The 21,697-nt window shown below is 66.7% G+C and carries 22 protein-coding genes; 12 read left to right on the forward strand and 10 right to left on the reverse strand.

Features of this window, described 5'->3' with window-relative positions; translation table 11 throughout:
- Positions 1–96 precede the first annotated feature (96 nt).
- Positions 97–690, forward strand: coding sequence for an NfuA family Fe-S biogenesis protein (locus tag ACR9Y6_RS02875; protein ID WP_481279905.1), 594 nt, complete (start codon positions 97–99; stop codon positions 688–690).
- A gap of 13 nt (positions 691–703) precedes the next feature.
- Here the strand turns inward: ACR9Y6_RS02875 and ACR9Y6_RS02880 are convergent, their stop codons facing one another.
- The 6 genes from ACR9Y6_RS02880 to ACR9Y6_RS02905 form a co-directional block, all read right to left on the reverse strand.
- On the reverse strand, positions 704–1,054 hold the full coding sequence (locus ACR9Y6_RS02880) for a c-type cytochrome (protein WP_371023219.1): 351 nt from the start codon (positions 1,052–1,054) through the stop codon (positions 704–706).
- 17 nt (positions 1,055–1,071) lie between these two features.
- Positions 1,072–1,392 carry a c-type cytochrome gene (locus ACR9Y6_RS02885; RefSeq protein ID WP_306850501.1) on the reverse strand — a complete coding sequence of 107 codons (321 nt, stop codon included), beginning with the start codon at positions 1,390–1,392 and terminating at the stop codon, positions 1,072–1,074.
- Between the two features lie 98 nt (positions 1,393–1,490).
- Positions 1,491–2,726, reverse strand: coding sequence for a TraB/GumN family protein (locus ACR9Y6_RS02890; protein ID WP_481279906.1), 1,236 nt, complete (start codon positions 2,724–2,726; stop codon positions 1,491–1,493).
- A gap of 26 nt (positions 2,727–2,752) precedes the next feature.
- Positions 2,753–3,643 carry a carbon-nitrogen hydrolase gene (locus tag ACR9Y6_RS02895; RefSeq protein WP_481279907.1) on the reverse strand — a complete coding sequence of 297 codons (891 nt, stop codon included), beginning with the start codon at positions 3,641–3,643 and terminating at the stop codon, positions 2,753–2,755.
- Between the two features lie 45 nt (positions 3,644–3,688).
- Complete coding sequence (locus ACR9Y6_RS02900) at positions 3,689–4,726, reverse strand: agmatine deiminase family protein (protein WP_481279908.1); 1,038 nt, start codon at positions 4,724–4,726, stop codon at positions 3,689–3,691.
- Between the two features lie 210 nt (positions 4,727–4,936).
- Positions 4,937–5,278, reverse strand: a complete 342-nt coding sequence (locus ACR9Y6_RS02905; RefSeq protein WP_429199712.1) for a hypothetical protein — start codon at positions 5,276–5,278, stop codon at positions 4,937–4,939.
- Positions 5,279–5,454: 176 nt separating this feature from the next.
- Here ACR9Y6_RS02905 and ACR9Y6_RS02910 point away from each other — a divergent pair, with 176 nt between their 5' ends.
- The 6 genes from ACR9Y6_RS02910 to ACR9Y6_RS02935 all read left to right on the forward strand — a co-directional run bounded on the left by ACR9Y6_RS02910 (position 5,455) and on the right by ACR9Y6_RS02935 (position 13,042).
- On the forward strand, positions 5,455–7,344 hold the full coding sequence (locus tag ACR9Y6_RS02910; protein ID WP_481282678.1) for an ABC-F family ATP-binding cassette domain-containing protein: 1,890 nt from the start codon (positions 5,455–5,457) through the stop codon (positions 7,342–7,344).
- Between the two features lie 2 nt (positions 7,345–7,346).
- Entirely contained in the window at positions 7,347–8,366 is a 1,020-nt protein-coding gene (locus ACR9Y6_RS02915; RefSeq protein ID WP_481279909.1) for a phosphoglycerate mutase, read from the forward strand.
- Complete coding sequence (recJ, locus tag ACR9Y6_RS02920; RefSeq protein ID WP_481279910.1) at positions 8,363–10,075, forward strand: single-stranded-DNA-specific exonuclease RecJ; 1,713 nt, start codon at positions 8,363–8,365, stop codon at positions 10,073–10,075. Before ACR9Y6_RS02915 ends, recJ begins: the two co-directional genes overlap by 4 nt.
- Entirely contained in the window at positions 10,075–11,016 is a 942-nt protein-coding gene (locus ACR9Y6_RS02925) for a multidrug resistance efflux transporter family protein (RefSeq protein WP_481279911.1), read from the forward strand. The genes recJ and ACR9Y6_RS02925 overlap by 1 nt, the downstream gene beginning before the upstream one ends.
- A gap of 54 nt (positions 11,017–11,070) precedes the next feature.
- Positions 11,071–11,526, forward strand: coding sequence for a hypothetical protein (locus ACR9Y6_RS02930; protein ID WP_481279912.1), 456 nt, complete (start codon positions 11,071–11,073; stop codon positions 11,524–11,526).
- A 256-nt stretch (positions 11,527–11,782) separates the two neighbouring features.
- Positions 11,783–13,042, forward strand: a complete 1,260-nt coding sequence (locus tag ACR9Y6_RS02935) for an MFS transporter (RefSeq protein WP_481279913.1) — start codon at positions 11,783–11,785, stop codon at positions 13,040–13,042.
- Here ACR9Y6_RS02935 and ACR9Y6_RS02940 read toward each other — a convergent pair.
- The 3 genes from ACR9Y6_RS02940 to ACR9Y6_RS02950 are packed head-to-tail and all read right to left on the reverse strand — an operon-like array spanning position 13,017 to position 15,380.
- The gene (locus tag ACR9Y6_RS02940; RefSeq protein ID WP_481279914.1) at positions 13,017–13,907 is read right to left on the reverse strand and encodes a LysR family transcriptional regulator; all 891 of its coding nucleotides are present in this window, start codon (positions 13,905–13,907) and stop codon (positions 13,017–13,019) included. The genes ACR9Y6_RS02935 and ACR9Y6_RS02940 overlap by 26 nt on opposite strands.
- Positions 13,908–13,911: 4 nt before the next feature.
- Complete coding sequence (locus tag ACR9Y6_RS02945; protein ID WP_481279915.1) at positions 13,912–14,778, reverse strand: acyl-CoA thioesterase; 867 nt, start codon at positions 14,776–14,778, stop codon at positions 13,912–13,914.
- A gap of 47 nt (positions 14,779–14,825) precedes the next feature.
- Positions 14,826–15,380: an N-acetylmuramoyl-L-alanine amidase gene (locus ACR9Y6_RS02950; RefSeq protein WP_481279916.1), complete on the reverse strand. Its 555-nt coding sequence runs from the start codon at positions 15,378–15,380 to the stop codon at positions 14,826–14,828.
- Between the two features lie 45 nt (positions 15,381–15,425).
- Here ACR9Y6_RS02950 and ACR9Y6_RS02955 point away from each other — a divergent pair, with 45 nt between their 5' ends.
- From ACR9Y6_RS02955 to ACR9Y6_RS02965, 3 genes are all read left to right on the forward strand, one after another.
- Positions 15,426–15,944 (forward strand): alpha/beta hydrolase, encoded by a 519-nt coding sequence (locus tag ACR9Y6_RS02955; RefSeq protein WP_481279917.1) that lies wholly within the window; start codon positions 15,426–15,428, stop codon positions 15,942–15,944.
- A complete protein-coding gene (rlmKL, locus tag ACR9Y6_RS02960) occupies positions 15,941–18,085 on the forward strand; it encodes a bifunctional 23S rRNA (guanine(2069)-N(7))-methyltransferase RlmK/23S rRNA (guanine(2445)-N(2))-methyltransferase RlmL (RefSeq protein WP_481279918.1) in 2,145 nt (714 codons plus the stop codon). Before ACR9Y6_RS02955 ends, rlmKL begins: the two co-directional genes overlap by 4 nt.
- Before the next feature lie 77 nt (positions 18,086–18,162).
- Positions 18,163–18,588, forward strand: coding sequence for a hypothetical protein (locus tag ACR9Y6_RS02965; RefSeq protein WP_481279919.1), 426 nt, complete (start codon positions 18,163–18,165; stop codon positions 18,586–18,588).
- Between the two features lie 71 nt (positions 18,589–18,659).
- On the opposite strand, the gene ACR9Y6_RS02970 is transcribed toward ACR9Y6_RS02965, so the two are convergent.
- Positions 18,660–19,100: a DUF6491 family protein gene (locus ACR9Y6_RS02970; protein ID WP_481279920.1), complete on the reverse strand. Its 441-nt coding sequence runs from the start codon at positions 19,098–19,100 to the stop codon at positions 18,660–18,662.
- A gap of 182 nt (positions 19,101–19,282) precedes the next feature.
- Between ACR9Y6_RS02970 and egtB the strand changes: the two genes are divergently transcribed.
- Together egtB and egtD are read left to right on the forward strand one after the other, a co-directional pair.
- Entirely contained in the window at positions 19,283–20,551 is a 1,269-nt protein-coding gene (egtB, locus tag ACR9Y6_RS02975; protein WP_481279921.1) for an ergothioneine biosynthesis protein EgtB, read from the forward strand.
- Positions 20,548–21,531, forward strand: coding sequence for an L-histidine N(alpha)-methyltransferase (egtD, locus tag ACR9Y6_RS02980; RefSeq protein ID WP_481279922.1), 984 nt, complete (start codon positions 20,548–20,550; stop codon positions 21,529–21,531). Before egtB ends, egtD begins: the two co-directional genes overlap by 4 nt.
- Positions 21,532–21,697: the final 166 nt, after the last annotated feature.

A 21,697-nucleotide genomic window follows, 5' to 3' on the forward strand; every position in this document is an offset into this window, starting at 1 on the left:
GAATGCGCGAAGCGTCCGCGCTGGCGGTTGAATTGTCAAAAGACGACGCCCAACTGGAAAGCGTACTAAAATGGTGCTGATTACCCCGGAGCCATCATGATCGACATTTCCGAACGCGCGCAGGCACATTTCCAGCGCCTGCTGGCCCAGCAAGGTGACGAGGGCCTGGGCATACGCTTGCGCGTGGTCGCGGCGGGTACGCCCTCCGCGCAGTGCGAACTGGAATTTTGCGGCGCCTCGGAACTCACCGGCGACGAGTGGACGGTCGAGTGCGAGGGCTTCAACCTGTACGTCGACGGCGAGAGCATGCGCTGGCTCGATCCCGCCAACATCGACTACGAGACCACCCCCACGGGCAGCCAGCTCAACATTCGCGCACCGCGGATCAAGGGCGAGGCGCCGGGCGAGGGTGCCGGGCTCGTCGAGCGCGTGCAGTTCGTGCTCGAGTCGGAAATCGCACCGCAGATCGCCTCGCACGGCGGCCGTATCTCGTTGGTGGAGGTGACGGCCGAGGGCGTGGTCGTGCTGCGCTTCGGTGGCGGTTGCCACGGTTGCGGCATGGTCGACGTGACGCTGAAGAACGGCGTGGAGAAGACCCTGCGCGAGCGTATTCCGGAGATCACGGAAGTACGCGACGCCACCGACCACGAGACGGGCGAGAAGCCCTACTTCGCCCGCGCGGCCGGATAAGGCGCCAGGGCGGTCATTCGCCCTGGATGTGGTGCTCGAGGCCCTGCAACTTGGTCGGCATCGTGGCGAAGTAGGCCGAGACGTCATCGATATCCTGGTCGGACAGCGTGGCGGCGAAGCCCTTCATGATGGCGTTGTCGCGGCGGCCGTCCTTGTACTCGTGCAGGGCCTGCGCGAGGTAATCGGCATACTGGCCGGCAAGGCGCGGGTACTGCGGGTCCACCGCGTTGCCGTCCTGGCCGTGGCAGGCCACGCAGGTGGCGATCTTGGTCTTGCCGCGCGCGGGGTCGCCGGCAGCGAAGGTCTGGGTGGCGGCAAGCGCGAGAAGCGCGCCGATGGCAATCAGGGAAAACCCACGGATCATCGTTCGTCCTCGGCGGCTTACTTGGCGAGACTGGAAAGGTAGGCGGCGATATCCGCGATTTCCTGGTCGGACATGCTTTGCGCCTGGGCGCCCATCGTCGGGTGCTTGCGCTCGCCGCTCTTGTAGGCCTTAAGGGCGTTGACGATGTATTGCTCGTTCTGGCCGGCGATGTGCGGCACGTGGTACTCGGGGTATGCGTTGGCATAGCCCGGCACGCCGTGGCAGCCATTGCAGGTATAGACGAGTGTGCGACCCTTGGCCTTGTCCCCTTCGGCATGCGCGGCGGATGCGGCGCACAGAGCTACGGCGATCAGTCCAACCAGATGCAGACGCTTCATTAAGTGTTCCCTGGGTGCCGGGCGGGGCCGGGGTTGAATAGCCGTCGAAGTATAGAGGCGTGTCGCGACGGCGGACAACTCGGGAGGGGCGGGCGTCCTCAGAACAGGCTGCGGATGATGTGGATTCCCGCGATGTATTCGCCGGCGATGGTGCCGATGCTCACCAGGAAGAAGTTGAGCAGGGTGCGCGCCACACGGTTCTTCCACCAGCCGGTCCAGTGGGTGATGTCGTCGCGCAGGCGTTCGAAATCGAGCACGCGCGGCTTGCGCACCCAGGCTTCGGCCATGGCGCTGATCGCACCGGACGGAATGCCAGGGCGGAAAGGCTTCAGCGGCGCGGCGACGAAGGCGGCGACGATGGACAACGGGTGTGCTCCAGCGATCAGCGCGCCCAGCGCCGAGAGGCCGCCGGTGAGCAGGATCCAGTTCTTCAGCGCGTCCACGCCGAGGCTCGGACTGCGATAGAAGGCATAGCCGATCGCGGCGAAGATCCCCAGCACGAGCGCGACGGCAAGAATTTTCGGCCATTTCGACGCGGGTGGCGTGACCGCGAGATCGTCGGCGAGCGCCCGTGCGTCCCCGTGCTGATCCGCCAGCTGGGCGCTCATGCCCTTGAGATGACCGGCGCCGATGACGACGAGTACCTTGCGGCTGGGCGCCGAGGGGTCCATCGCCGCGCCGTTCTCGCGCAGCTTCGCCGCCATGAATTCGTCGCGCTCGGCGATGAGTGCGTGGTAGAGCGGCGCGGAGCCGCTGGCGAATTCGCTGAACGCGCTTTCGAGCAAGTCGGCCTGCTTCAGCTTCTCGATGTCGGCCTCGGCGATCTCCTCGCGCTCGAACACGCTGCCGAGCATGCCGGCCATCAAGCCGAAACGCTGGAAGAAACCCACGCTGCGCCACGCTCGCTTGAGCGTCGTGCCCACTTCGCGGTCGACCAGCCACACCGGAATGCCTCGCGCGTCGGCGCCGTCCATCGCGGCCTTCATCTCGGCGCCGGGCTCGATGCCGTATTGCGCGGCCAGGCGCTTCTGGAACGAGCCGAGCACCAGGCTGGCCGCGACCATGCCTGCCTTGCCCTGGCGGATGACCTGGAAGAGGTCCATCTGCTTGAACGTTTCCGGATCGCGGATGCCGTGCGCGCGGCTCGGGCACAACTCCACCGCCACGGCGTCGAAGTGCTCGGTTTCCAGCAGCGCATCCACCGCCTGCACGCTGGCGCGCGACACATGCGCCGTGCCGAGGATGACGTACTCGACGCCTTCGCGCGTCATGCGCTCGATGGGTTGGCCTTCCAGGGCGGCGGGCAGGGTGACGTCGTTCTCGGCCGGAATCATTCGCTCGGTGGTCCTTGGGGGTGAGATCAGTCGCGGAAGCGCTTGGTGAGGTCGCCGTAAGCGTCGATGCGACGGTCGCGCAGGAAAGGCCAGATGCGGCGCACATGCTCGCTGCGTTCCATGTCGACATCGCAGACCAGCAGCTCACGCCCGTCGGTGCCGGCCTGGGCGAGGAACTCACCCTGCGGACCGGCGACGAAGCTCGAACCCCAGAACTGGATGCCGCTGCCGACGTTGGAGGGATCGGCCTCGTAACCGGTGCGGTTGCACGAGAGCAGCGGAAGCCCGTTGGCGACGGCATGGCCGCGCTGCACGGTGATCCAGGCCTCGCGCTGGCGGGCCTTCTCCTCGTCGGAGTCGTTCGGGTCCCAGCCGATCGCGGTGGGATAGAACAGCAGGTCGGCACCGGCCAGCGCCATCAGGCGCGCGGCTTCGGGGTACCACTGGTCCCAGCATACGAGCACGCCGAGCTTGCCGACCGAGGTCTGGATGGGATCGAAACCGAGATCGCCCGGCGTGAAGTAGAACTTCTCGTAGAACGCCGGATCGTCGGGAATGTGCATCTTGCGGTACTTGCCGGCGATCTCGCGGGAACGGTCGAAGACCACGGCCGTGTTGTGGTACAGGCCGGTGGCGCGCTTCTCGAAGATCGAAGCGACGACCACGAGCTTGAGTTCCTCGGCGAGCTTGCCGATGCGATCGGTGCCCGGACCGGGAATGGTCTCGGCGAGGTCGAATACCTCGACGCTCTCGCGCTGGCAGAAGTACGGGCCGTTGTGCAGTTCCTGCAACAGCACGAGTTCCGCGCCGGCCTTCGCGGCCTCACGCAGTCCCGCCTCGATGGCATCGAGGTTGGCGTCACGGCTGCCACGGTCGGTTTCCTGGAGGAGGGCGACCTTGAGGGTCTTGCGGGTCATGGACGTCTTTCCTCGCGCGGCACCCGCCGCGCATGCATGGGTGGATTACCGGCTGATCGCCGCGGGCAGCTGCATGGTGATGCAATGCAGGCTGCCGTTCTGCCAGATCAGCGGACGGCACGGCACCTGGACCACTTCGCGGCCCGGATGCGCCGATCCGATGATCCGCGCCGCCTCGTCGTCGACACGGTCTCCGTAGGCCGGGACCAGCACGGCGCCATTGACGATCAGGTAATTCGCGTAGGAAGCCGCGAGGCGGCGGCCCTCGTCGATGATCGGCCGGGCCCACGGCAGCGGATGCAGCGGGTAGGGCTTGTCCTCCGGTGTCCGCAACTCGGCCAGTTCCGAGGCCATCTGGCCCAGTTCCTCGAAATGCGGATCGCTCTCGTCGTCGCACGCCTGGTACACGATGCCGCCGTCCTCGGAGAAACGCGCCAAGGTGTCGATATGGGCGTCGGTGTCGTCGCCTTCAAGATAGCCGTGCTCCAGCCACAGCACGCGATCCGCGTGCAGGGTGGTGGCGAGGGTATCCGTCATCGTTTCGCGGGAAAGGTCCGGATGGCGCTGGTGCAGGCACTTCCAGGTGGTGAGGATGGTGCCGCGGCCGTCGCTCTCGATGCCGCCACCCTCCAGGGCCCAGTCGATGCGCTTGTGCGGCAGGCCGGCGAGGACGCCGCGCTCCAGCAAGCCGGAAATCAGCGCGTCGTCCCGCTCCGCACCGAACTTGCCACCCCAACCGGTGAAGCGGTAGTCGTTGAGCAGAACGCCGTCCGCGCCGGTGAGCGTGATCGGGCCGGAGTCGCGCAGCCAGGTGTCGTCGTAAGGCAATTCGATGAAGTGCACGCGGGCCATGTCGGCGCCGGCCTTTTCGATGGCCAGCCGGGCGCGTTCGCGCAGGGCCGCATCGGCGACCACGATGTGCAGCGGTTCGAAACGGGTCACCGCGGTGGCCAGGGCGACGTAGGTGGTCTCGACGCCGTCCAGGCGATCGGCCCAGTCCGTGCCCGCGTGCGGCCACGCGATCAGCACGCCGGCCTGCGGCTCCCATTCGGCGGGCAGGCGGTAGGAAGAACGGTCGGTCATGGCGAGGACAGGGCAGCGAGGGAAGCCGGCTATTGTAAGGGTTCCCGGTTACCGCTGCCCGGTGGGAGCCGACCCTGTCCGCGATGGGTGCTTGCCTCAGCCTGGCCCGCTGCCGCGGGATCGCCGACAGGGTCGGCTCCCACCAGGCTGTCGCGGACTTGGCAGGAAGGCTTTGGTGGGAAGCCGCTTGAGCGGCGATCCGACGCCGCTTTACTTCGGATTTGCCGGATTGAGGTTATTGCCCGCCGGCGTATTCAGCACCGCGTGGATCACATGGCTGCGCTCGAAATAAACGATATACCCCGGGTACATCCAGCGGTTGATCACCGGCTGCTTCCGGCTGCCGCCACCGCGGGAGTCGAGCTTGGCGGTGGGCTGGCCGTAGCGACGCTCCACCTCGGCCATGCTCATGCCTTTCTTGGGCAGGTTCATCGCCTGCTCCTGCTGCACGCGCTGCATGAGCAGGGTGTCGCCGGCATGGACGGACGGGGCCACGGAGGCCGACACGAGCGCCAGCGCGATCGCGGTGAAAACAGGCTTGAAGGTGTTCATGATGGCTCCGTCGCGCTCCCCATGCGGCGCAGGACGCCGTTGTAACAGATCGCCCGGGGCTGCGCCATGGGAGGCGCGCGGCGAACTTCGCGCCTGTGTGCTGCGTCGCGTTTCGGCGACGCGGACGGAGCGGGACGGCTATCATGCGCAGTCGTCTCTCGCCTGCATGCCTATCCATGATCTCGTTCCGCAACCTCGCCCTGCGCCGGGGCAGCCGCACCTTGTTGTCGCAGATGGATCTCACGATCCAGACCGGCTGGAGCCTCGGCGTCATCGGCCGCAACGGCTGTGGCAAGTCCACCTTGTTCGCCGCGCTGAAGGGCGAGCTGGAACCGGAAGTCGGCGACCTGGACATGCCATCGAAGGTGCGCCTCGCCTCCGTGGCCCAGGAAACCCCCGCCTTGCCCGACCCGGCGATCGAATACGTGCTGGGTGGCGACGTGGAAGTGGCCGCCGCCCTCAAGGCCGAGGCGGACGCCTTCGCCGCCGAGGACCACGAGGCCGTGGCCGCCGCGCATATGCGCATCGAGGAAGTGAACGGCTACGACGCGCGTGCCCGTGCGGGCCGGCTGATGCACGGCCTCGGCTTCGCGCCCGAAACCCACGAGCGGCCGGTGTCCTCGTTCTCGGGCGGCTGGCGCGTGCGCCTCAACCTTGCCCGGGCCCTCATGGCGCCTTCCGACCTGCTCCTCCTCGACGAGCCCACCAACCATCTCGACCTCGACGCCGTGCTCTGGCTGGAGGAATGGTTGCGCCGCTATCCGGGCACGTTGCTGATCATCTCCCACGACCGTGAATTCCTCGACGGCGTGATCTCGCACACGATGCACCTGCACGACGGCACGGCCAAGCTCTACACGGGCAACTACAGCGCGTTCGAACGTCAGCGCGCCGAGCACCTGCGCCAGCAGCAGATCGCGCACGAGCGCGAGAAGGCCGAGCGGGCCCACCTGCAATCCTTCATCGACCGCTTCAAGGCCAAGGCCAGCAAGGCCAAGCAGGCGCAGTCGCGCATGAAGCGGCTGGAAAAGATGGCCGGCACCGAGGCGGTGCGGGCCGAGCGCTCCTTCAGCTTCTCGTTCCCGACGCCCGACCGGCTGCCGACCTCGATGTTGCAACTGGATCACGTGGATGCGGGCTACGGCGACCACGTCGTCCTGCACGACATCGCCTTCGGGCTGGAATCCGGCGACCGTATCGGCCTGCTCGGTCCGAACGGTGCCGGTAAGTCGACGATGGTGAAGTCGCTGGTCGGCGAACTCGCGCCGCTGGTCGGCGAGCGCGGTTTTCACAAGGACACGAAGATCGGTTACTTCGCCCAGCACACGGTCGAAAGCCTGCGCGAAGGTGCGAGTCCCTTCGACCATTTGCAGGAAAAGGCGCCGAACACCGGCGCACAGGTGCTGCGCGACTACCTCGGTACCTGGAATTTCCCGGCGGATCGTGCGTTCGAGCCGGTGGACGCATTCTCCGGTGGCGAACGGGCGCGCCTGGCCCTCGCCCTGATCGCGTGGGACAAGCCGAACCTCCTGCTGCTCGACGAGCCGACCAACCACCTCGACCTCGACATGCGCGAAGCACTCGCCGACGCGCTCGCGGCATTCGACGGCGCACTGGTGCTGGTCTCGCATGACCGCCATCTTCTCGGCATGGTTTGCGATGAGTTCTGGCGCGTGGCCGACGGCAAGGTGGAACCCTTCGACGGCGACCTCGACGACTACGCGAAGTGGTTGCGCAGCCGCGCCACCACGCGCAAGACGGCGGCCGTGGCCTCCGCGCCGGCCGATGCGCCCGTGCAGGAGTCGGCGAAGGAGAAGCGCAAGCTGAGTGCGGAGGACCGCGAGAAGGAAAAGCCGCTGCGCGCACGGGTGAAGAAGATCGAGGCGTTGATCGAAAGCATGGACAAGGAACTCGGCATGATCGAAGGCAAGCTGGCCGACCCCGCCGTGTACGGCGGCCCCACGGCCGAACTGATGAAGCTCGGCCAGCGCCAGGCCGAGCTGCGTGGCGACAAGGAAACGCTCGAAGCGGAATGGCTCGAACTTCTCGAACAGATCGAGGCCTGAGCGTGAGCGCCGTCCTCCACGTACTGTTGCCGGGACGCGACAAGGTTGGCGGCGTTGCCCCCTTCGCCGCTTGGCTCGCACGCGGAACGACGCTGCCGGCGGCGATGCCGGGTTACCTCGTCGCCCTGTCGGAACACTTCCGATGGCCGCATGGGCCGCTGCCGGCCGCGGCGCTGATCCGCCAGTCGGTGGCCGGCGACGCGGGCGACGCACTGTGGTTGTCCGCCGATCCCGCCTGGGTGCAGCCGGAACTCAATGGCGCACGCCTGCTTGCCTGCGGCAACCTCGGCTTGAGCGTGGAGGATTCGAAGAGCCTGGTCGACGCGCTCGCCGAAACCTTCGAGGCGGAGGGAATGAATCTCCTGGTCGGCGATGCGCAGCACTGGCAGCTGCGTCTGCCGGGCTACGTCCAGGTGCCTTCCTTTCCCGAGCCGGAGGACGCGCTTGGCGCCGATCTCTTCGAGCAGTTGCCCAAGGGCGAGGAAGGGCGGCGCTGGCGCGCCTTGATCAACGAAGCGCAAGTGATCCTGCACAACCACCCGGTGAACCGCACACGCGCGGCGCAGGGCCTTCCACCCGTGAACAGCGTGTGGCTGTGGGGTCCCGGCGCGCTTCCCGACTGGGTGGAATGCGGCCTTTCACGGATCTACAGCGACGACCTGCTCGCCTGGGCCCTGGCCCACCGCGCAAATGTGGACATCCAGTCGCGCACGATGTTCGCACCGTCCATCCGTGCAGAAGCCGCCCAAGCGAGAGCCACTCCTGTGGGAGCCGCTTCACCTGTGGGAGCCGCTTCAGCGGCGAAGGGTGCTCGCGGCAACCCAGCCATCGCCGCTGAAGCGGCTCCCACATACAGCCTGCTCGACTTGCAGGACGTCCAGCCGACCGCTTTCGAGCGCGATTGGTGGCCGGCGATCGAAGCGCACCTCACGGCAGGCACCGAGGTTCGCCTCGCCTTCGCCGATGGTGTGCGCATGGTGCTGCGCAAGCGTCACCGCCTTCGCTTCTGGCGCAAGGCATGACCGCCAGGGTCTGGCGCCAGCGCACCGTCGCCACCGCGCCGAGCGGCTGGCCGGCGCATGTCCACCCCGTGATCCAGCGTATCTATGCCGCACGTGGCGTGTGCACCCCGGACGGCGCGGAACATCGACTGGCCCGCATGCTGTCGCCCAACCTGCTCGGTGGCCTGGATCGCGCCGTCGCCTTGCTCATGCGCGCCATCGCCGAGGACAGGCGCATCGTCATCGCAGGCGACTACGACTGCGACGGTGCCACCGGCACGGCGGTGGCCGAACGCGGCCTTCGCTTGCTCGGCGCACGCCACGTGAGCCACGTGGTGCCGAATCGCTTCGTGCACGGCTACGGCCTGAGCGAAGCGCTGGTGGCGTCGCTCGATCCGACGCCGGACATCATCGTGACCGTCGACAACGGCGTGGCCAGTGTCGCCGGCGTGGCCGCTGCGCGTGCCCGTGGTATCGCAGTGGTGATCACCGACCATCACTTGCCGGGCGATACGTTGCCCGACGCCGACGCCATGGTGAATCCCAACCTCGTCGGCGACGATTTCCCCAGCAAGGCGCTCGCCGGCGTCGGCGTCATGTTCTACCTGCTGCTGGGCATTCGCGCGGCCATGCGTGACGCAGGACATTTCCCGCATGGCGAGCCCGACCTGGGCGCGCTGCTGGATCTGGTCGCACTCGGCACGGTCGCCGATCTCGTGCCGCTGGATTTCAACAACCGCGTGCTGGTCGACGCGGGCCTGAAGCGCATGCGCGCAGGCAAGGCGTGTGCGGGTATCACGGCCCTCATCGAAGCCAGCGGACGCTCGCTGGCGACCGTGGGAGCGACCGATCTGGCCTTCGCCATCGGTCCGCGGCTCAATGCGGCCGGTCGCCTCGAGGACATGTCCCTCGGAGTCGCCTGCCTGCTCACCGACGACCCCGGCATCGCAAGGCGCTATGCGGAACAACTTTCGGCGATCAACCAGGAACGCCGCGAAATGCAGGCAGGGATGGTGGACGATGCCGAGACGATGGTCGCGCGCGCGGCGCATGTCGACGCCGTGGGTGTCGCCCTGTTCGACCCTGGCTGGCATGCGGGCATTGTCGGCCTGGTGGCTTCCAAGCTGAAGGAAAAGCTGCATCGTCCCGTGCTCGCGTTCGCCCCGGCGGGAGACGATACGAATGAGCTCCGGGGCTCGGCCCGCTCGATTCCCGGCTTCCACATTCGCGATGCCCTGGCCGAGATCGACGCGAAACATCCCGGACTGATCCTTCGTTTCGGCGGGCACGCGATGGCTGCCGGCCTGAGCCTGCAGGCCGCCGACTTCGAACGCTTCGCCGCCGCCTTCGACGCGACGGCGCGCGCGCACCTGGACGACGAGCGGCTGCAAGCGCTCGTCCATACCGATGGCGAACTCGATTACCGCGACCATACCCTCGATCTCGCGAAACAACTGCGCCATGCCGGGCCATGGGGGCAGGGCTTTCCGCCACCCCTCTTCGAGGCGCGTGTCGAATGCGCCTCGTGGAAGCCGATGGGAGGACGCCACCTTCGCCTGCAACTGCATCACGAGCAGGGCGGAGCGCCGCTCGATGCCGTGATGTTCAACTGCTACGACGGAACCCCACCGCCGGCGCGGATGCGGGTGGCCTACGAGCTTTCCGTCAATGACTGGCAGGGCAGGGAAAGCCTCCGGTTGTTGTTGACGCACATGGAAGCCATCGGCTGATGCGCTCCAACGCGCCCGCCGCCGTGGCGATCGCGCTGCTCTCGGCGTTGTTCTTCACGCTGACCTATGTCCTGAATCGCGCCGTCGTCAGTGGCGGCGGCCACTGGCAATGGGCGGTGATCCTTCGCTACATCGTCACCTTGCCGTTGCTGGCCGCCGTATTGCCGTTTCAGGGAGGGCTGGGCGGCCTGCCACACGAATTGCGCTCGCATGCGCGGACATGGCTCGGCTGGAGCACGGTCGGTTTCGTGTTGTTCGGCGTGCCGTTGACCTGGGCGGCGAGCAGTGGCCCGTCGTGGCTCGTGGCGGGAAGCTTCCAGACGACCGTCCTCGCCGGCCCGTTGATGGCTCCCTTCATCTATCGCGACGAGCGGGCGCGCTGGCATGGGGGCGCGCTGGCGATCGGGGCGCTGATCGTCATCGGTGTGATGCTCCTGCAGTTCGGTCACGCCCACGGCGCACTCGATGCCTCCGCATGGATGGCGGTGGCCGCGGTGGTCTTCGCCGCCTTCGCTTATCCCCTGGGCAACCGGAAGATCCTGCTTCACCTGGAACGCAGCGGTACGAAGCTCGGGGCGGTGCAGCGCGTGTTCGGCATGACCCTGGCGAGTTGGCCACTATGGCTCGTGTTGTTCGTCCTGACCTGGACGACCATCGGACCGCCGACGTTGCGCGAAGTGCTGCTGGCCAGTGGCGTGGCGCTGTCGTCGGGCGTGATCGCCACGGTCTTGTTCTTCCACGCCACGGAGCGCGTCGGCCGGCAGCCGACGGCCCTGGCCGCCGTCGAGGCGATGCAGGCCGCCGAATTGTTGTTCGCCACGGCGATCGGCGCGGTTTTCCTGGGCGAAGCCATTCCTGGTGCCCTCGCTGCGACCGGAGCCATCGCCATCATCGTCGGTATCGGCCTGTTCGCATGGGTCAGTGGAAAGGAGAGCGCTTGACGCCGGGGTGACGGATACGGCGTAGGCTGGGGCGGTCCTCACGGAGACCTGGCCATGAAAACCCTCGTTCTCGCCTTGATGCTTGGTCTGCCCGCGCTCGCGGCCGCCACGCCTCCGCCCGGCACCCACGGCCAGCCCGCGCCGGCTCCTGAGCCGATGAAGCGCTTCGTCTGGCGCGACGAGGCGGCGGGGTACACCTTCGTCGCGCCACCGCGCTGGGCCGGCAAGGTACGAGCCGTGCCGCTGGAGTCGGCGGAACTGTCGCAGTCGGGCGCGACCACCGGCGTTCGCTTCATGGCGGGATCGAAAACCCTGCTGGTCTTGCTCGCCACGGATGAGAGCCGGATGCAGGCGCTGACCGCAGCGGGTGGTTCCGAGCTGTCGCGGCACGGGGATCACGTCGTGGCGATGAAGATGGCGGACGACGGCGGCGAGCTGGCACTGACGAACGAGGAACTCGCGTCGGCGGTGCAGTGGGATGGCGGAGCGAGCGGCACCGTCTCCCGCTGATCTGCGGCCCTCGCTGGCCCCGGGTCAGTGACACCCGCTCTCGTGGGAATCGAATTGCTCTTGTGGGAGCCGACCTTGTCGGCGATGGGTGCTTGCCTCGAACTGGCCCGCTGCCGCGGGATCGCCGACAAGGTCGGCTCCCACCAGGGTGAGGCGATTTCGATAGGCGGTCACCCGAGGTGGCCATACTTCAAACATATCGAAGCGGAGCTTTCACTATATCGATTCGACTCAATTCAGGGATTAGCCTTTCCGCATGGCTCTTTCCCTGGAGGTTCCCGTGGACGGCTCGTCGTCCGCCGCGCCGGCGGTGCTCGTGGATCGGCGCATTCGTCATGGCACGTCGGCGTTCCGGCGTACCAATCTCGCCTTGTTTTCGTCGGGCTTCGCGACGTTCGGGCTGCTCTACTGCGTGCAGCCCCTCATGCCCGCGTTCTCCAGCGCCTTCCATGTGGACGCGGCGGCGAGCAGCCTGTCGCTCTCGCTGACCACCGGCGTGATGGCGGTAGCGATGTTGTTCGCCGGTGCGCTCTCGGACGCGTGGGGTCGCAAACCCATCATGCTGGCGTCGCTGCTGGGCTCATCGATACTCGTGCTGTTGACCGCGATGGCACCGAACTGGACATCGCTGCTGGTCTTGCGTGCCGTGTTGGGGCTCACCCTGGCCGGCCTTCCCGCCGTGGCGATGACCTACCTGAGCGAAGAAGTCCACGGCGAATCGATCGGCTATGCGATGGGACTCTATATCGGCGGCAACGCCATCGGCGGCATGAGCGGGCGCATCCTCTCCGGCTTCGCGGCGGATCACGCGTCGTGGCGCGTGGCTGTCGGCACGATCGGTGCCTTGGGCCTGATCGCGGCGTTCCTCGTGGCGCGTGGATTGCCGCCATCGCTGCATTTCCAGAAGCGTCGCGCCCATCCGCGCGTGCTGGCGGACGCGTTCGTTTCGTTGTGGCGCGACAAGGGCTTGCCGTGGCTGTTCGCGGAGGGATTCCTGTTGATGGGGGCCTTCGTCACCATCTACAACTACGTGGGATACCGCTTGCTCGCACCGCCATTTTCGCTCTCGCAATCCCACGTCGGCGCGATCTTCATGGTCTACCTGGTCGGCGTCGTCGGCTCGGCGTGGATCGGATCGGTCGCGGGGAGACTCGGCCGCCGTCGCGTGCTCTGGGCCACCCTGCTGATGATGCTGGCTGGCGTGGCGTTGACGGCGAGCGGATCGCTCTGGGCCATCGTGGCCGGCATCGCCGTGATGACCTTCGGCTTCTTCGGTGGGCATTCCATCGCGAGCAGCTGGGTTGGCAATCGTGCGCCCTCCGCCAAGGCGCACGCCTCGTCGTTCTACCTGTTCTCGTACTACATGGGTTCCAGCATCGCCGGTTCGCTCGGTGGCATCGCGTGGACCCATGGTGGCTGGGCCGGCGTCGCGGGCTATGTCGCCGTGCTCGTCCTGCTCGGCCTCGGCATCGCATTGAAGCTGCGCGGGCTCACGCCTTTAGCATCAGCTTCATGAAGGCTTTCACCAGCGGCGATGTGTCGTCGCGGCGATGCGCCAGGTGCAAGGCGCTCGCCGCGTCGGGTGAATCGATGGTGACGTAAGCCACCCCGTTCACTTGCACGTGGCGCATCGATTGCGGCAGCACGGCAACGCCCATGCCCGCGGCGACCAGGCCGATCATGGTCGACGATTCCCCCGCTTCCTGGGAGATGCGCGGCGAGAAGCCCGCATTGCGGCACATCGTCAACAACTGGTCGTGGATACCGGTGCCCGCCGCGCGGGTGAACACGATGAAGTGTTCATCGGAGAGTTCTTCCATGCGCAACTTCGCACGCTTGCGCCGTGCCAGCGGATGGTCGGCGCGAATCACGGCGACCAGCGGATCGTCCATCACCTTGCGTGACACGAGGGGCGCGGGAAGCACGGCGCCACGAATCAGTCCCAGCTGCTGGCGATCGTCGAGCAGGCACTCGATCTGCTGCAGCGTGTTGCGTTCCTGCAGTACCAGCCGTACCGAGGGATAGGTTTCGCGGAACGCGCGGATCGCTCGCGGGAAGCGCTCGATCAACGGCGTGCTGCGCGTGAAGCCCACCTGCAATTCACCGATCTCGCCGCGTTCGGCGCGGCGTGCCATGTCTCCGGCATCGTCCACGCGCGCGACGATGTCTTTGGCGGCGTCGAGGTAGGCCCGTCCCGCATCGGTGAGTTCGACACGCCGGTTGGTCCGGCGCAGCAGGCGCACGCCGAGCATGCCTTCCAGGTCGCGGACCTGCTGGCTGAGCGGCGGCTGGGAGATGCCCAGTCGCTCGGCGGCGCGGCTGAAATGGAGCTCGTCGGCAACGGCGATGAAATAGCGCAGGTGCCGCAGCTCGATGTTCACGCGATCAGTCCGGGCGGACGCGGATCAGGCCTTCCTGCGCGGTGGACGCCACGAGGATGCCGTCGCGGGTGTAGATCATGCCGCGTGCCAGGCCACGCGCACCCTGCGAAGTCGGGCTGTCGAAGGAGTACAGCAGCCATTCGTCGATGCGGAACGGACGGTGGAACCACAGCGCGTGGTCCAGGCTGGCCATCTGCATGTTGCGGGTGAGATAGGAGATGCCATGCGGCAAGGTCGCCGTGCCGATCAGGTGGAAGTCCGACGCGTAGGCGAGCAGGGCCTGGTGCAACGACAAGGTGTCGTTGATCGGCGCGGTGAGACGGAACCAGATGTGCTGGTAGGGCGGCCGCTTGGCCGGGCGCAGTTCGTCGCGCGGCCAGACGTGGCGGAACTCGAACGGACCGTCGATACCGAGCCAGCGCTGGGTCTTCTCCGGCAGGCGGCTCAACTGTTCGAGCGACATGGCCGGCATCGGCTCGACGTCCTCTGGCGCCGGGACTTCCGGCATCGACATCTGGTGTTCGTAGCCTTCCTCCGGTTCCTGGAACGAGATGGAACCGTTGAGGATCGGCTGGCCATGCTGGATCGCGACGACGCGGCGCGACGAAAACGAGCCGCCGTCGCGCGTGCGTTCCACGCTGTAGACGATGGGTGCGTTGATGTCGCCGGCGCGCAGGAAATAGGCATGCAGGGAATGCGCCTCGCGCTTCGGGTCCACCGTGCGTTGCGCCGCCGACAAGGCCTGGCCGAGCACCTGGCCGCCGAAGACGAAGCGGGTGCCGATGTCGCGACTCTGTCCACGGAAGAGGTTGTCTTCCAGGCGTTCGAGTTCGATCAGCTCGACGAGTTCGCCGACATGGTTGTCCGACATGGGGATCCTGGTAAGCGGTGGCGCGATGGGCGGCCAGTATAACGGGGCTAGCCGGCCAGCCGGCCCAATCGTCCCGCGTCGTACGCCCTGGCCCAGGGGAACTGCGGACCGGGGTCTCGCTTGCGTGGCACTTCGTTATCGGGGTCGTCGCTGGCGGGCACCATGGCCGTGTCCAGGTCCTCGTGGCCGGCGATGTGGCGCAGCGAGGGGAAGCGCTCCACGAGGTGGTCGAGCAGGGCGCGCAAGGCGGCTATCTGGCGCTCCGGGTAGGGCTCCGTCATGGTCTGCCGCGCGGAGTGGAACCAGTCCGGATAGCGGCCGGTGTTCACCAGTTCGATGCCGATCGACCGCGGATTGTAGCCGCGGGTGTGGTGGGCCACGCGCAGCGGGTCCACGTAGCACAGCACCGAGCCGTCGCGGTCGATGTAGTAGTGGCCACTGTTGCCCGCCCCGGAGTCGTGGAGCACGCGCTCGCCGTACTCGCGGGCCATGGCCAGGTCGGGCAGTTCCGTGCAGTGGATCACCACGAGGTCGATGGACCCGGGTTCCCGCTGGGGGAGGATGGACTCGTAGGGCAGGGGGGCGTGAAGGATGTCGATCATGCCGCTTTGATAACATAGGCGGTCATTCCGCGTACGGAGACCGCCATGCGCGGCCACATCATCCTTTCCCACGGTTCCGATTCCGGTCCCGACGCCACCAAGGTCAGCGCGCTCGCCGCCCTGGCCGAAACGCTGGGCTGGACCACGGCGCGGCCCGATTACCGTGAGGACGACGCACTCGGCCACGCCGGTTCGATCGACCCCCGCCTTGCCCGCCTGGCGGCCGCCATCGCCGCTTCCCCACGGCCCCCGGTGCTGGTCGGTTCGAGCATGGGCGCGTTCGTTTCGGGCCTGGCCTCGCTGGACGCGCCCGTCGCCGGGCTGTTCCTGCTTGCCTTGCCTGCGCGCATCCCGGGTTATTCCCGGACGTTCGCCGCCCGGCCGGGCGTGCCGTCGTTCCTCGTGCATGGCTATGCGGATGACGTATGCCCGCTCGACGAGGCGCTCGCCTTCGCCCGTGGCCACGCCATGCCTGCCCTGCTGGTCCAGGACGACCACCGCCTGGCGGCGACGCTGCCGGACATCGAAGCAGAATTTCGCCGCTTCCTGGGCGGTTTGGCATGAGCGCCTTCTTCGCCACCTGTCCCAAGGGGCTGGAATACCTGCTCAAGGACGAACTCATCGCCCTGGGCGCCGGCGACGTGCGCGAGGCGCTGGCCGGTGTGTCGTTCACCGGCACGATCGAGACGGCCTATCGGGTCTGCCTCTGGTCGCGCATGGCCAGCCGGGTGCTTCTGCCGTTGGCCGAATTCGACGCCGCCGATCCGGACGCCCTCTACGCCGGTGTCCAGGCCATCGACTGGGCCGAGCACCTCGCCGCGCATGGAACGCTGGCGGTCGATGCCAACACCGCGCAGAGCAAGCTCACCCACAGCCAGTTCATCGCGCTGAAGACCAAGGACGCCATCGTCGACCAGTTCCGCGCCGCCAGTGGCGCGCGGCCCGACGTGGACCCGGAGGAACCGGACGTGCGGGTGAATGTACGCCTGCGCCGCGACCGCGCCACGCTGTCGATCGACCTCTCCGGGCTGCCCCTGCATCGCCGTGGCTGGCGCGAGCAGCAGGGCGAGGCCCCGCTGAAGGAAAACCTCGCCTCCGCCATGTTGGTGCGAGGCCAGTGGCCACGCATCTACGCCGAGGGCGGCGCGCTGGTCGATCCGATGTGCGGCTCGGGCACCTTGCTGATCGAGGGTGCGCTGATGGCCGCCGACGTGGCACCGGGCTTGCGCCGCGACTACTATGGCTTCCTGGGCTGGCGTAAGCACGACTACACCCTGTGGCGCGGCATCTACGACGAGGCCAAGGCGCGCGCCGAGGAGGGCTTGCGGGCGCTGCGTCCGGTGTTCTTCGGCAGCGATTCGGACCCGCACATGGTGCAGACCGCCAAGCGCAACGCGCAGAGCGCGGGTGTCGCGGGATTCATCCATCTCGACCGCCGTGACGCCGCCCACGTGGAACCGCCGCCGGAAACGCCGCTGGGCCTGGTCATCACCAATCCTCCGTACGGTGAGCGCCTCGGCGATCGCGTCGAACTGCCCGGCCTCTACCGCGACCTCGGCCAGGCGCTGAAAGACCGCTTCGGCGGCTGGCGCGCCGCCGTGCTGTCCGGCGACGAGGAACTGGGGCGCGCGTTGCGCCTGAGTCCGGACAAGCGCTACACCTTGTTCAACGGTGCGCTGGAGACCCCGCTGCTGACCTTCGCCCTGCGTGCCCGGGACGAAGCGCCGCGCGAGGCGAAGCCTTTGTCCGACGGCGCGCAGATGCTGAAGAACCGGCTGGAGAAGAACGTCCGCCACCTGCGCAAGCGCCTCACCCGCGAGGGCATCACCTGCTGGCGCGCCTACGACCAGGACCTTCCCGAATACGCCGCGGCCATCGACGTCTACGAGAATTGGCTGCACATCCAGGAATACAAGGCGCCGCAGGACATTCCGGTGGACGTCGCGCGCCTGCGCATGCGCGAGATCGTGCGCGTGGCGGGCGAGGTCCTGGGCATTCCCCGTGAACGGATCGCGGTGAAGACACGCGAGCGTGGCAAGGGCGGTTCGAAGTACGGCCAGTTCGACCAGAAGGGCGAGTTCGTCGAGGTCCACGAGGGCGGCCTGTCCTTCCTGGTCAACCCGACCGATTACCTCGACACGGGCCTGTTCCTCGATCACCGGCTGGTCCGGGCGAAAATCCGCGAACTCGCGGCCGGCAAGCATTTCCTGAACCTGTTCGCGTACACGGGCACCGCCAGCGTCTACGCCGCCGCCGGCGACGCCCGCGACACCACCACGGTGGATCTCTCGGGCACCTACCTGGACTGGGCCTCGCGCAACCTGGCCCTGAACGGCTTCACCGGAAACCGCCACCGTCTGGTCCAGGAGGACTCGCTGACCTTCCTGCAGAGCCGCTCGATGCAGTACGGCCTGATCTACGTGGACCCGCCGACCTTCTCCAACTCCAAGAAGGCCGACGACTTCGACGTCCAGCGCGACCACGTGAAGCTGCTGCTGTTGTGCGCCGAGCGCCTGTTGCCGGATGGAGTCATTGTTTTCTCGAACAATTACCGCCGTTTCCAACTTGATCGGGCGGCCCTGGAACCCCACTTCTCCATCGAGGACTGGAGCGCACCGAGCATTCCGTTCGACTTCGCCCGGCGCCACGATATCCATGGCTGCTGGCTGCTTCGGAAGCCCTTCGTGAATCCGTGGCAAACGTGAACGGTCGGTCGAAAAAACTTCAGTCCGGATTCAGTGCCCGAGCGCGAATCTGCGTCCAACACCCGGAGGTAACTGTCATGAAAGGTACGTTCGTCAAGTCGGCTCTCGCCATCGCCGCTGCGGGTCTGATGGCTTTCGCGCCGAGCGCGTTCGCCCGCGGACACGGCTACTACGGCGGCGGCTACCATGGCGGTTACGGCTATCACGGGGGTTATGGCTACCACGGTGGTTATTACGGTCGTGGCCACTACGACAACGCGGGCCGCTGGATCGCCGGCGCGATCGTGGCCGGCGCGGTCGTCGGCCTGGTTGCCAACGCCACGGCGCCGCGCACGGTCGTCTATGATCGGCCGGTCTACTACGATCGCCCGGTCTACTATAGCCGTCCGGCCACGGTCGTCTATGAAGATGCGCCGGTCGTCACCCGCCGCGTAACCACCACGACGACCTACGTCGACGACGGTTACGGCGGCACGCGCTACATCCGCGACGACGGTTATTGATCGAACCGGCACATGGTAGGAAGACGAAGAGCCCGGCCAATGGCCGGGCTCTTTCGTTTGCTACACCCTGTTCACGGCACCATGCCGTTGGGTTCCGCCCCCGAGCCGTGCCGCTTCGCCTTCTTGGCGAGCTTGTCGAACTCGGCCTTGTCGATCGTCTGTACGGACTGAATCTGGCACGGTGGATCGTCGCGGCGGACGATCTGCTCGTTGATGCCGCCACAGATGCGCATGGAGCCGATGGCCTTGTCGCTCTCCGAGGCGCGGAAGTGGATGCCGCCGCCAAGATCCATGCGCGGGCAGGCCACGGTCGTCTTGACCAGGAAGTGGTTGGGTCCATTGCGGACGGTGACGGTGCTGTCGTCGATCACGTTCCATTCGTTGATGCGGTCGGTGCGCAGGCAGTCGGCGAAAGGGAGTTCCTTCCGCGCCTGGGGAGGCGCACCGGAGCCTTCGGCGTGGACGCCGACGGTGACGAGCAGGGAGGCGGCGAGCAGGTAACGGAGGTTCATGGCCATACCCTCGGAGTGGGGCTTCCACGTTAAGCCCGAATGGGCGTGGAGGCGAGAGTTTATGCGGGACCGGCGCTCCTGCCGTTAAGCCGCCGGCAGGGTCCGCTCACATTTGTTGAACGGTTGCTCGGGCATCGTTCGCGAATGTCAGTGGCGACCGTCCCTCGCACAGGACCCCATGCATGAGCACGCCCACGCTCGGCCTCGATATAGCGCCCCAGGCCGGCTCGGACCTCGCCCATCGCTTCCTTCGGATTCGACGGCGCAGCACGGAATTGGCGGCGCGGCTCTCGCCGGAAGACACCGTCATCCAGTCCATGCCCGATGCCAGCCCGGCCAAGTGGCACCTGGCCCATACGACCTGGTTCTTCGAACATTTCGTACTGGGCCGCGACGCTGATTACGAACCGCGCCATCCCGAATGGCATTACCTGTTCAATTCCTACTACCAGTCGGTGGGACCGATGCACGCCCGGCCGCATCGCGGCATGCTGACCCGGCCGGGACTCGACGAGGTGTTGGCGTATCGGCGCCGCGTCGACGAGGCGGTCGCGGAGCGCATCGTGCGTGGCGACGACGCCATGCTTCCTTCGTTGATCGAACTGGGTGTGCAGCACGAACAGCAGCATCAGGAATTGCTGCTTACCGATATCAAGCACGCGTTCGCACAGAATCCGTTGGAGCCCGCGTATGCGGCGGAGGTCGCGCATGCGGTTCCCGTCGTCGCGCAGCCGCTGCGCCATGTTCCTTTCGATGAAGGCGTGGTGACGATCGGTCATGAAGGGACCGGCTTCGCCTTCGACAACGAAGGACCACGGCATCGGGCGTATCGGCAGGCGGGGACGATCGCCAATCGCCTCGTGACCAATGCCGAGTACATGGCCTTCGTGCGCGACGGCGGATATCGCGATCCGCTGCTCTGGCTTTCCGATGGTTGGGCCACGGTGCAGGCGGAACACTGGTTCCGGCCCTTGTATTGGGACGACGCCCTGGAGACCGAATTCACCTTGCATGGCCGCCGTGAGATCGATCCTCATGCGCCCGTATGCCACCTGAGTTACTTCGAGGCCGATGCATTCGCGCGCTGGGCCGGTGCTCGCCTGCCCACGGAAGTGGAGTGGGAAACGATGGCCGCGGAGCTTCCCGTACGTGGGAACCTTCAGGACAACGATGTGTTCCAACCCCGTGCCACATCGTTCGAGACGACGCTCGGACAGATGTACGGCGACGTTTGGGAATGGACGATGAGCCCTTATGTCAGTTACCCGGGCTTCCGGCCGCTGGCTGGCGCACTGGGCGAATACAACGGGAAGTTCATGAATGGTCAATGGGTGTTACGAGGCGGATCCTGCGCCACTCCCGCCGACCATATTCGTGCGACGTACCGAAATTTCTTTCCTCCCCACGCCCGTTGGCAGTTCGCGGGGATACGACTTGGAAACGATCGATGAGCGCTCAACCGAAAGACATCCGCGTCGATGACCGGCACCCGGATGTCGAAGACACCCTCGATACCGTTCGCCGCGGCCTCGCCGCGAAGCCAAAGAGACTCCCATCGCGATTGTTCTATGACGAGCGCGGATCGGCCCTGTTCGAAGCCATCTGCGAACAACCCGAGTATTACCTCACCCGTACCGAGATCGCGATCATGCGCGAGCATGCGGGCGATATCGCGGACACCCTCGGCCCCGACGTCCGCCTCGTGGAATACGGCAGCGGCAGCGGCATCAAGACACGCATGCTGCTCGAGCACCTGCACACCCCGGTGGCCTACGTGCCGGTGGAAATCTCCCGAACCGCCTTGATGGAAAGCGTGGCCGACCTGGCGACGCGTTTTCCGGACGTGCCGATGCAGCCGGTCTGTGCCGATTTCACCCAACCATTGCGTCTTCCCGTCGCAACGCGTTCGCCCCGCCGTACGGTGATCTATTTCCCCGGCTCCACCATCGGCAATTTCGAAACCAAGGACGCCGTTCGTATCCTGCGCCAGATGCGCACGGAGATGAGCGACGGTGGCGGCATCATCATCGGCGTGGACCTGAAGAAGGATCCCGCCGAGATCGAGGCGGCATACAACGATGCCGCGGGTGTCACCCGCGACTTCACGTTGAACATGCTGGTGCGGTTGAACCGCGAGATCGGCGCGGACTTCGACATCGAAGGCTTCAGGCATCGTGCGCGTTATAACGCGATGGCCGGGCGCATCGAGACCGACCTGGTGAGCACGAAGCGCCAGGACGTGCACGTGGGCCACGATACCTTCGCCTTCCGCGAAGACGAGGCGATGCGCGTGGAGTACAGCTGCAAGTATTCGCTGGACGATTTCGCCCAGATGGCGCACAAGGCGGGATTGTCGGTGGAAAAGGTATGGATGGACGAGGCGCGCCGCTTCAGCGTGCAGTACCTGGTGCGGGCTACGCCGGCGGCTTGAGGCCGCCGGGGGCTCCAGGCCGGATTGAATCGCCGACAGGGTCGGCTTCCACCGGGCTAAAAGCATCGCCGACAGGGTCGGCTCCCACCAGGTCGAGGTATCGCTGCTGGCCCGGTGGGAGCCGACCTTGTCGGCGATCCGGCCATGCCGCGCCCCACCGGGTCGC

It is taken from the genome of Luteibacter sp. TLI7-4A (genome assembly GCF_056754745.1).

Bases quoted from the DNA above. Each gene is read 5' to 3' on its own strand.
- ACR9Y6_RS02965 (WP_481279919.1), top strand. From the start codon at position 18,163: ATGAAAGGTACGTTCGTCAAGTCGGCTCTCGCCATCGCCGCTGCGGGT.
- ACR9Y6_RS02905 (WP_429199712.1), bottom strand. From the start codon at position 5,278: ATGAACACCTTCAAGCCTGTTTTCACCGCGATCGCGCTGGCGCTCGTG.
- ACR9Y6_RS02955 (WP_481279917.1), top strand. From the start codon at position 15,426: ATGCGCGGCCACATCATCCTTTCCCACGGTTCCGATTCCGGTCCCGAC.
- ACR9Y6_RS02925 (WP_481279911.1), top strand. From the start codon at position 10,075: ATGCGCTCCAACGCGCCCGCCGCCGTGGCGATCGCGCTGCTCTCGGCG.
- egtB (WP_481279921.1), top strand. From the start codon at position 19,283: ATGAGCACGCCCACGCTCGGCCTCGATATAGCGCCCCAGGCCGGCTCG.
- ACR9Y6_RS02945 (WP_481279915.1), bottom strand. From the start codon at position 14,778: ATGTCGGACAACCATGTCGGCGAACTCGTCGAGCTGATCGAACTCGAA.
- ACR9Y6_RS02875 (WP_481279905.1), top strand. From the start codon at position 97: ATGATCGACATTTCCGAACGCGCGCAGGCACATTTCCAGCGCCTGCTG.
- recJ (WP_481279910.1), top strand. From the start codon at position 8,363: ATGACCGCCAGGGTCTGGCGCCAGCGCACCGTCGCCACCGCGCCGAGC.
- ACR9Y6_RS02950 (WP_481279916.1), bottom strand. From the start codon at position 15,380: ATGATCGACATCCTTCACGCCCCCCTGCCCTACGAGTCCATCCTCCCC.
- ACR9Y6_RS02930 (WP_481279912.1), top strand. From the start codon at position 11,071: ATGAAAACCCTCGTTCTCGCCTTGATGCTTGGTCTGCCCGCGCTCGCG.
- ACR9Y6_RS02895 (WP_481279907.1), bottom strand. From the start codon at position 3,643: ATGACCCGCAAGACCCTCAAGGTCGCCCTCCTCCAGGAAACCGACCGT.
- ACR9Y6_RS02935 (WP_481279913.1), top strand. From the start codon at position 11,783: ATGGCTCTTTCCCTGGAGGTTCCCGTGGACGGCTCGTCGTCCGCCGCG.
- ACR9Y6_RS02910 (WP_481282678.1), top strand. From the start codon at position 5,455: ATGATCTCGTTCCGCAACCTCGCCCTGCGCCGGGGCAGCCGCACCTTG.
- ACR9Y6_RS02970 (WP_481279920.1), bottom strand. From the start codon at position 19,100: ATGAACCTCCGTTACCTGCTCGCCGCCTCCCTGCTCGTCACCGTCGGC.
- ACR9Y6_RS02880 (WP_371023219.1), bottom strand. From the start codon at position 1,054: ATGATCCGTGGGTTTTCCCTGATTGCCATCGGCGCGCTTCTCGCGCTT.
- egtD (WP_481279922.1), top strand. From the start codon at position 20,548: ATGAGCGCTCAACCGAAAGACATCCGCGTCGATGACCGGCACCCGGAT.
- rlmKL (WP_481279918.1), top strand. From the start codon at position 15,941: ATGAGCGCCTTCTTCGCCACCTGTCCCAAGGGGCTGGAATACCTGCTC.
- ACR9Y6_RS02885 (WP_306850501.1), bottom strand. From the start codon at position 1,392: ATGAAGCGTCTGCATCTGGTTGGACTGATCGCCGTAGCTCTGTGCGCC.
- ACR9Y6_RS02890 (WP_481279906.1), bottom strand. From the start codon at position 2,726: ATGATTCCGGCCGAGAACGACGTCACCCTGCCCGCCGCCCTGGAAGGC.
- ACR9Y6_RS02900 (WP_481279908.1), bottom strand. From the start codon at position 4,726: ATGACCGACCGTTCTTCCTACCGCCTGCCCGCCGAATGGGAGCCGCAG.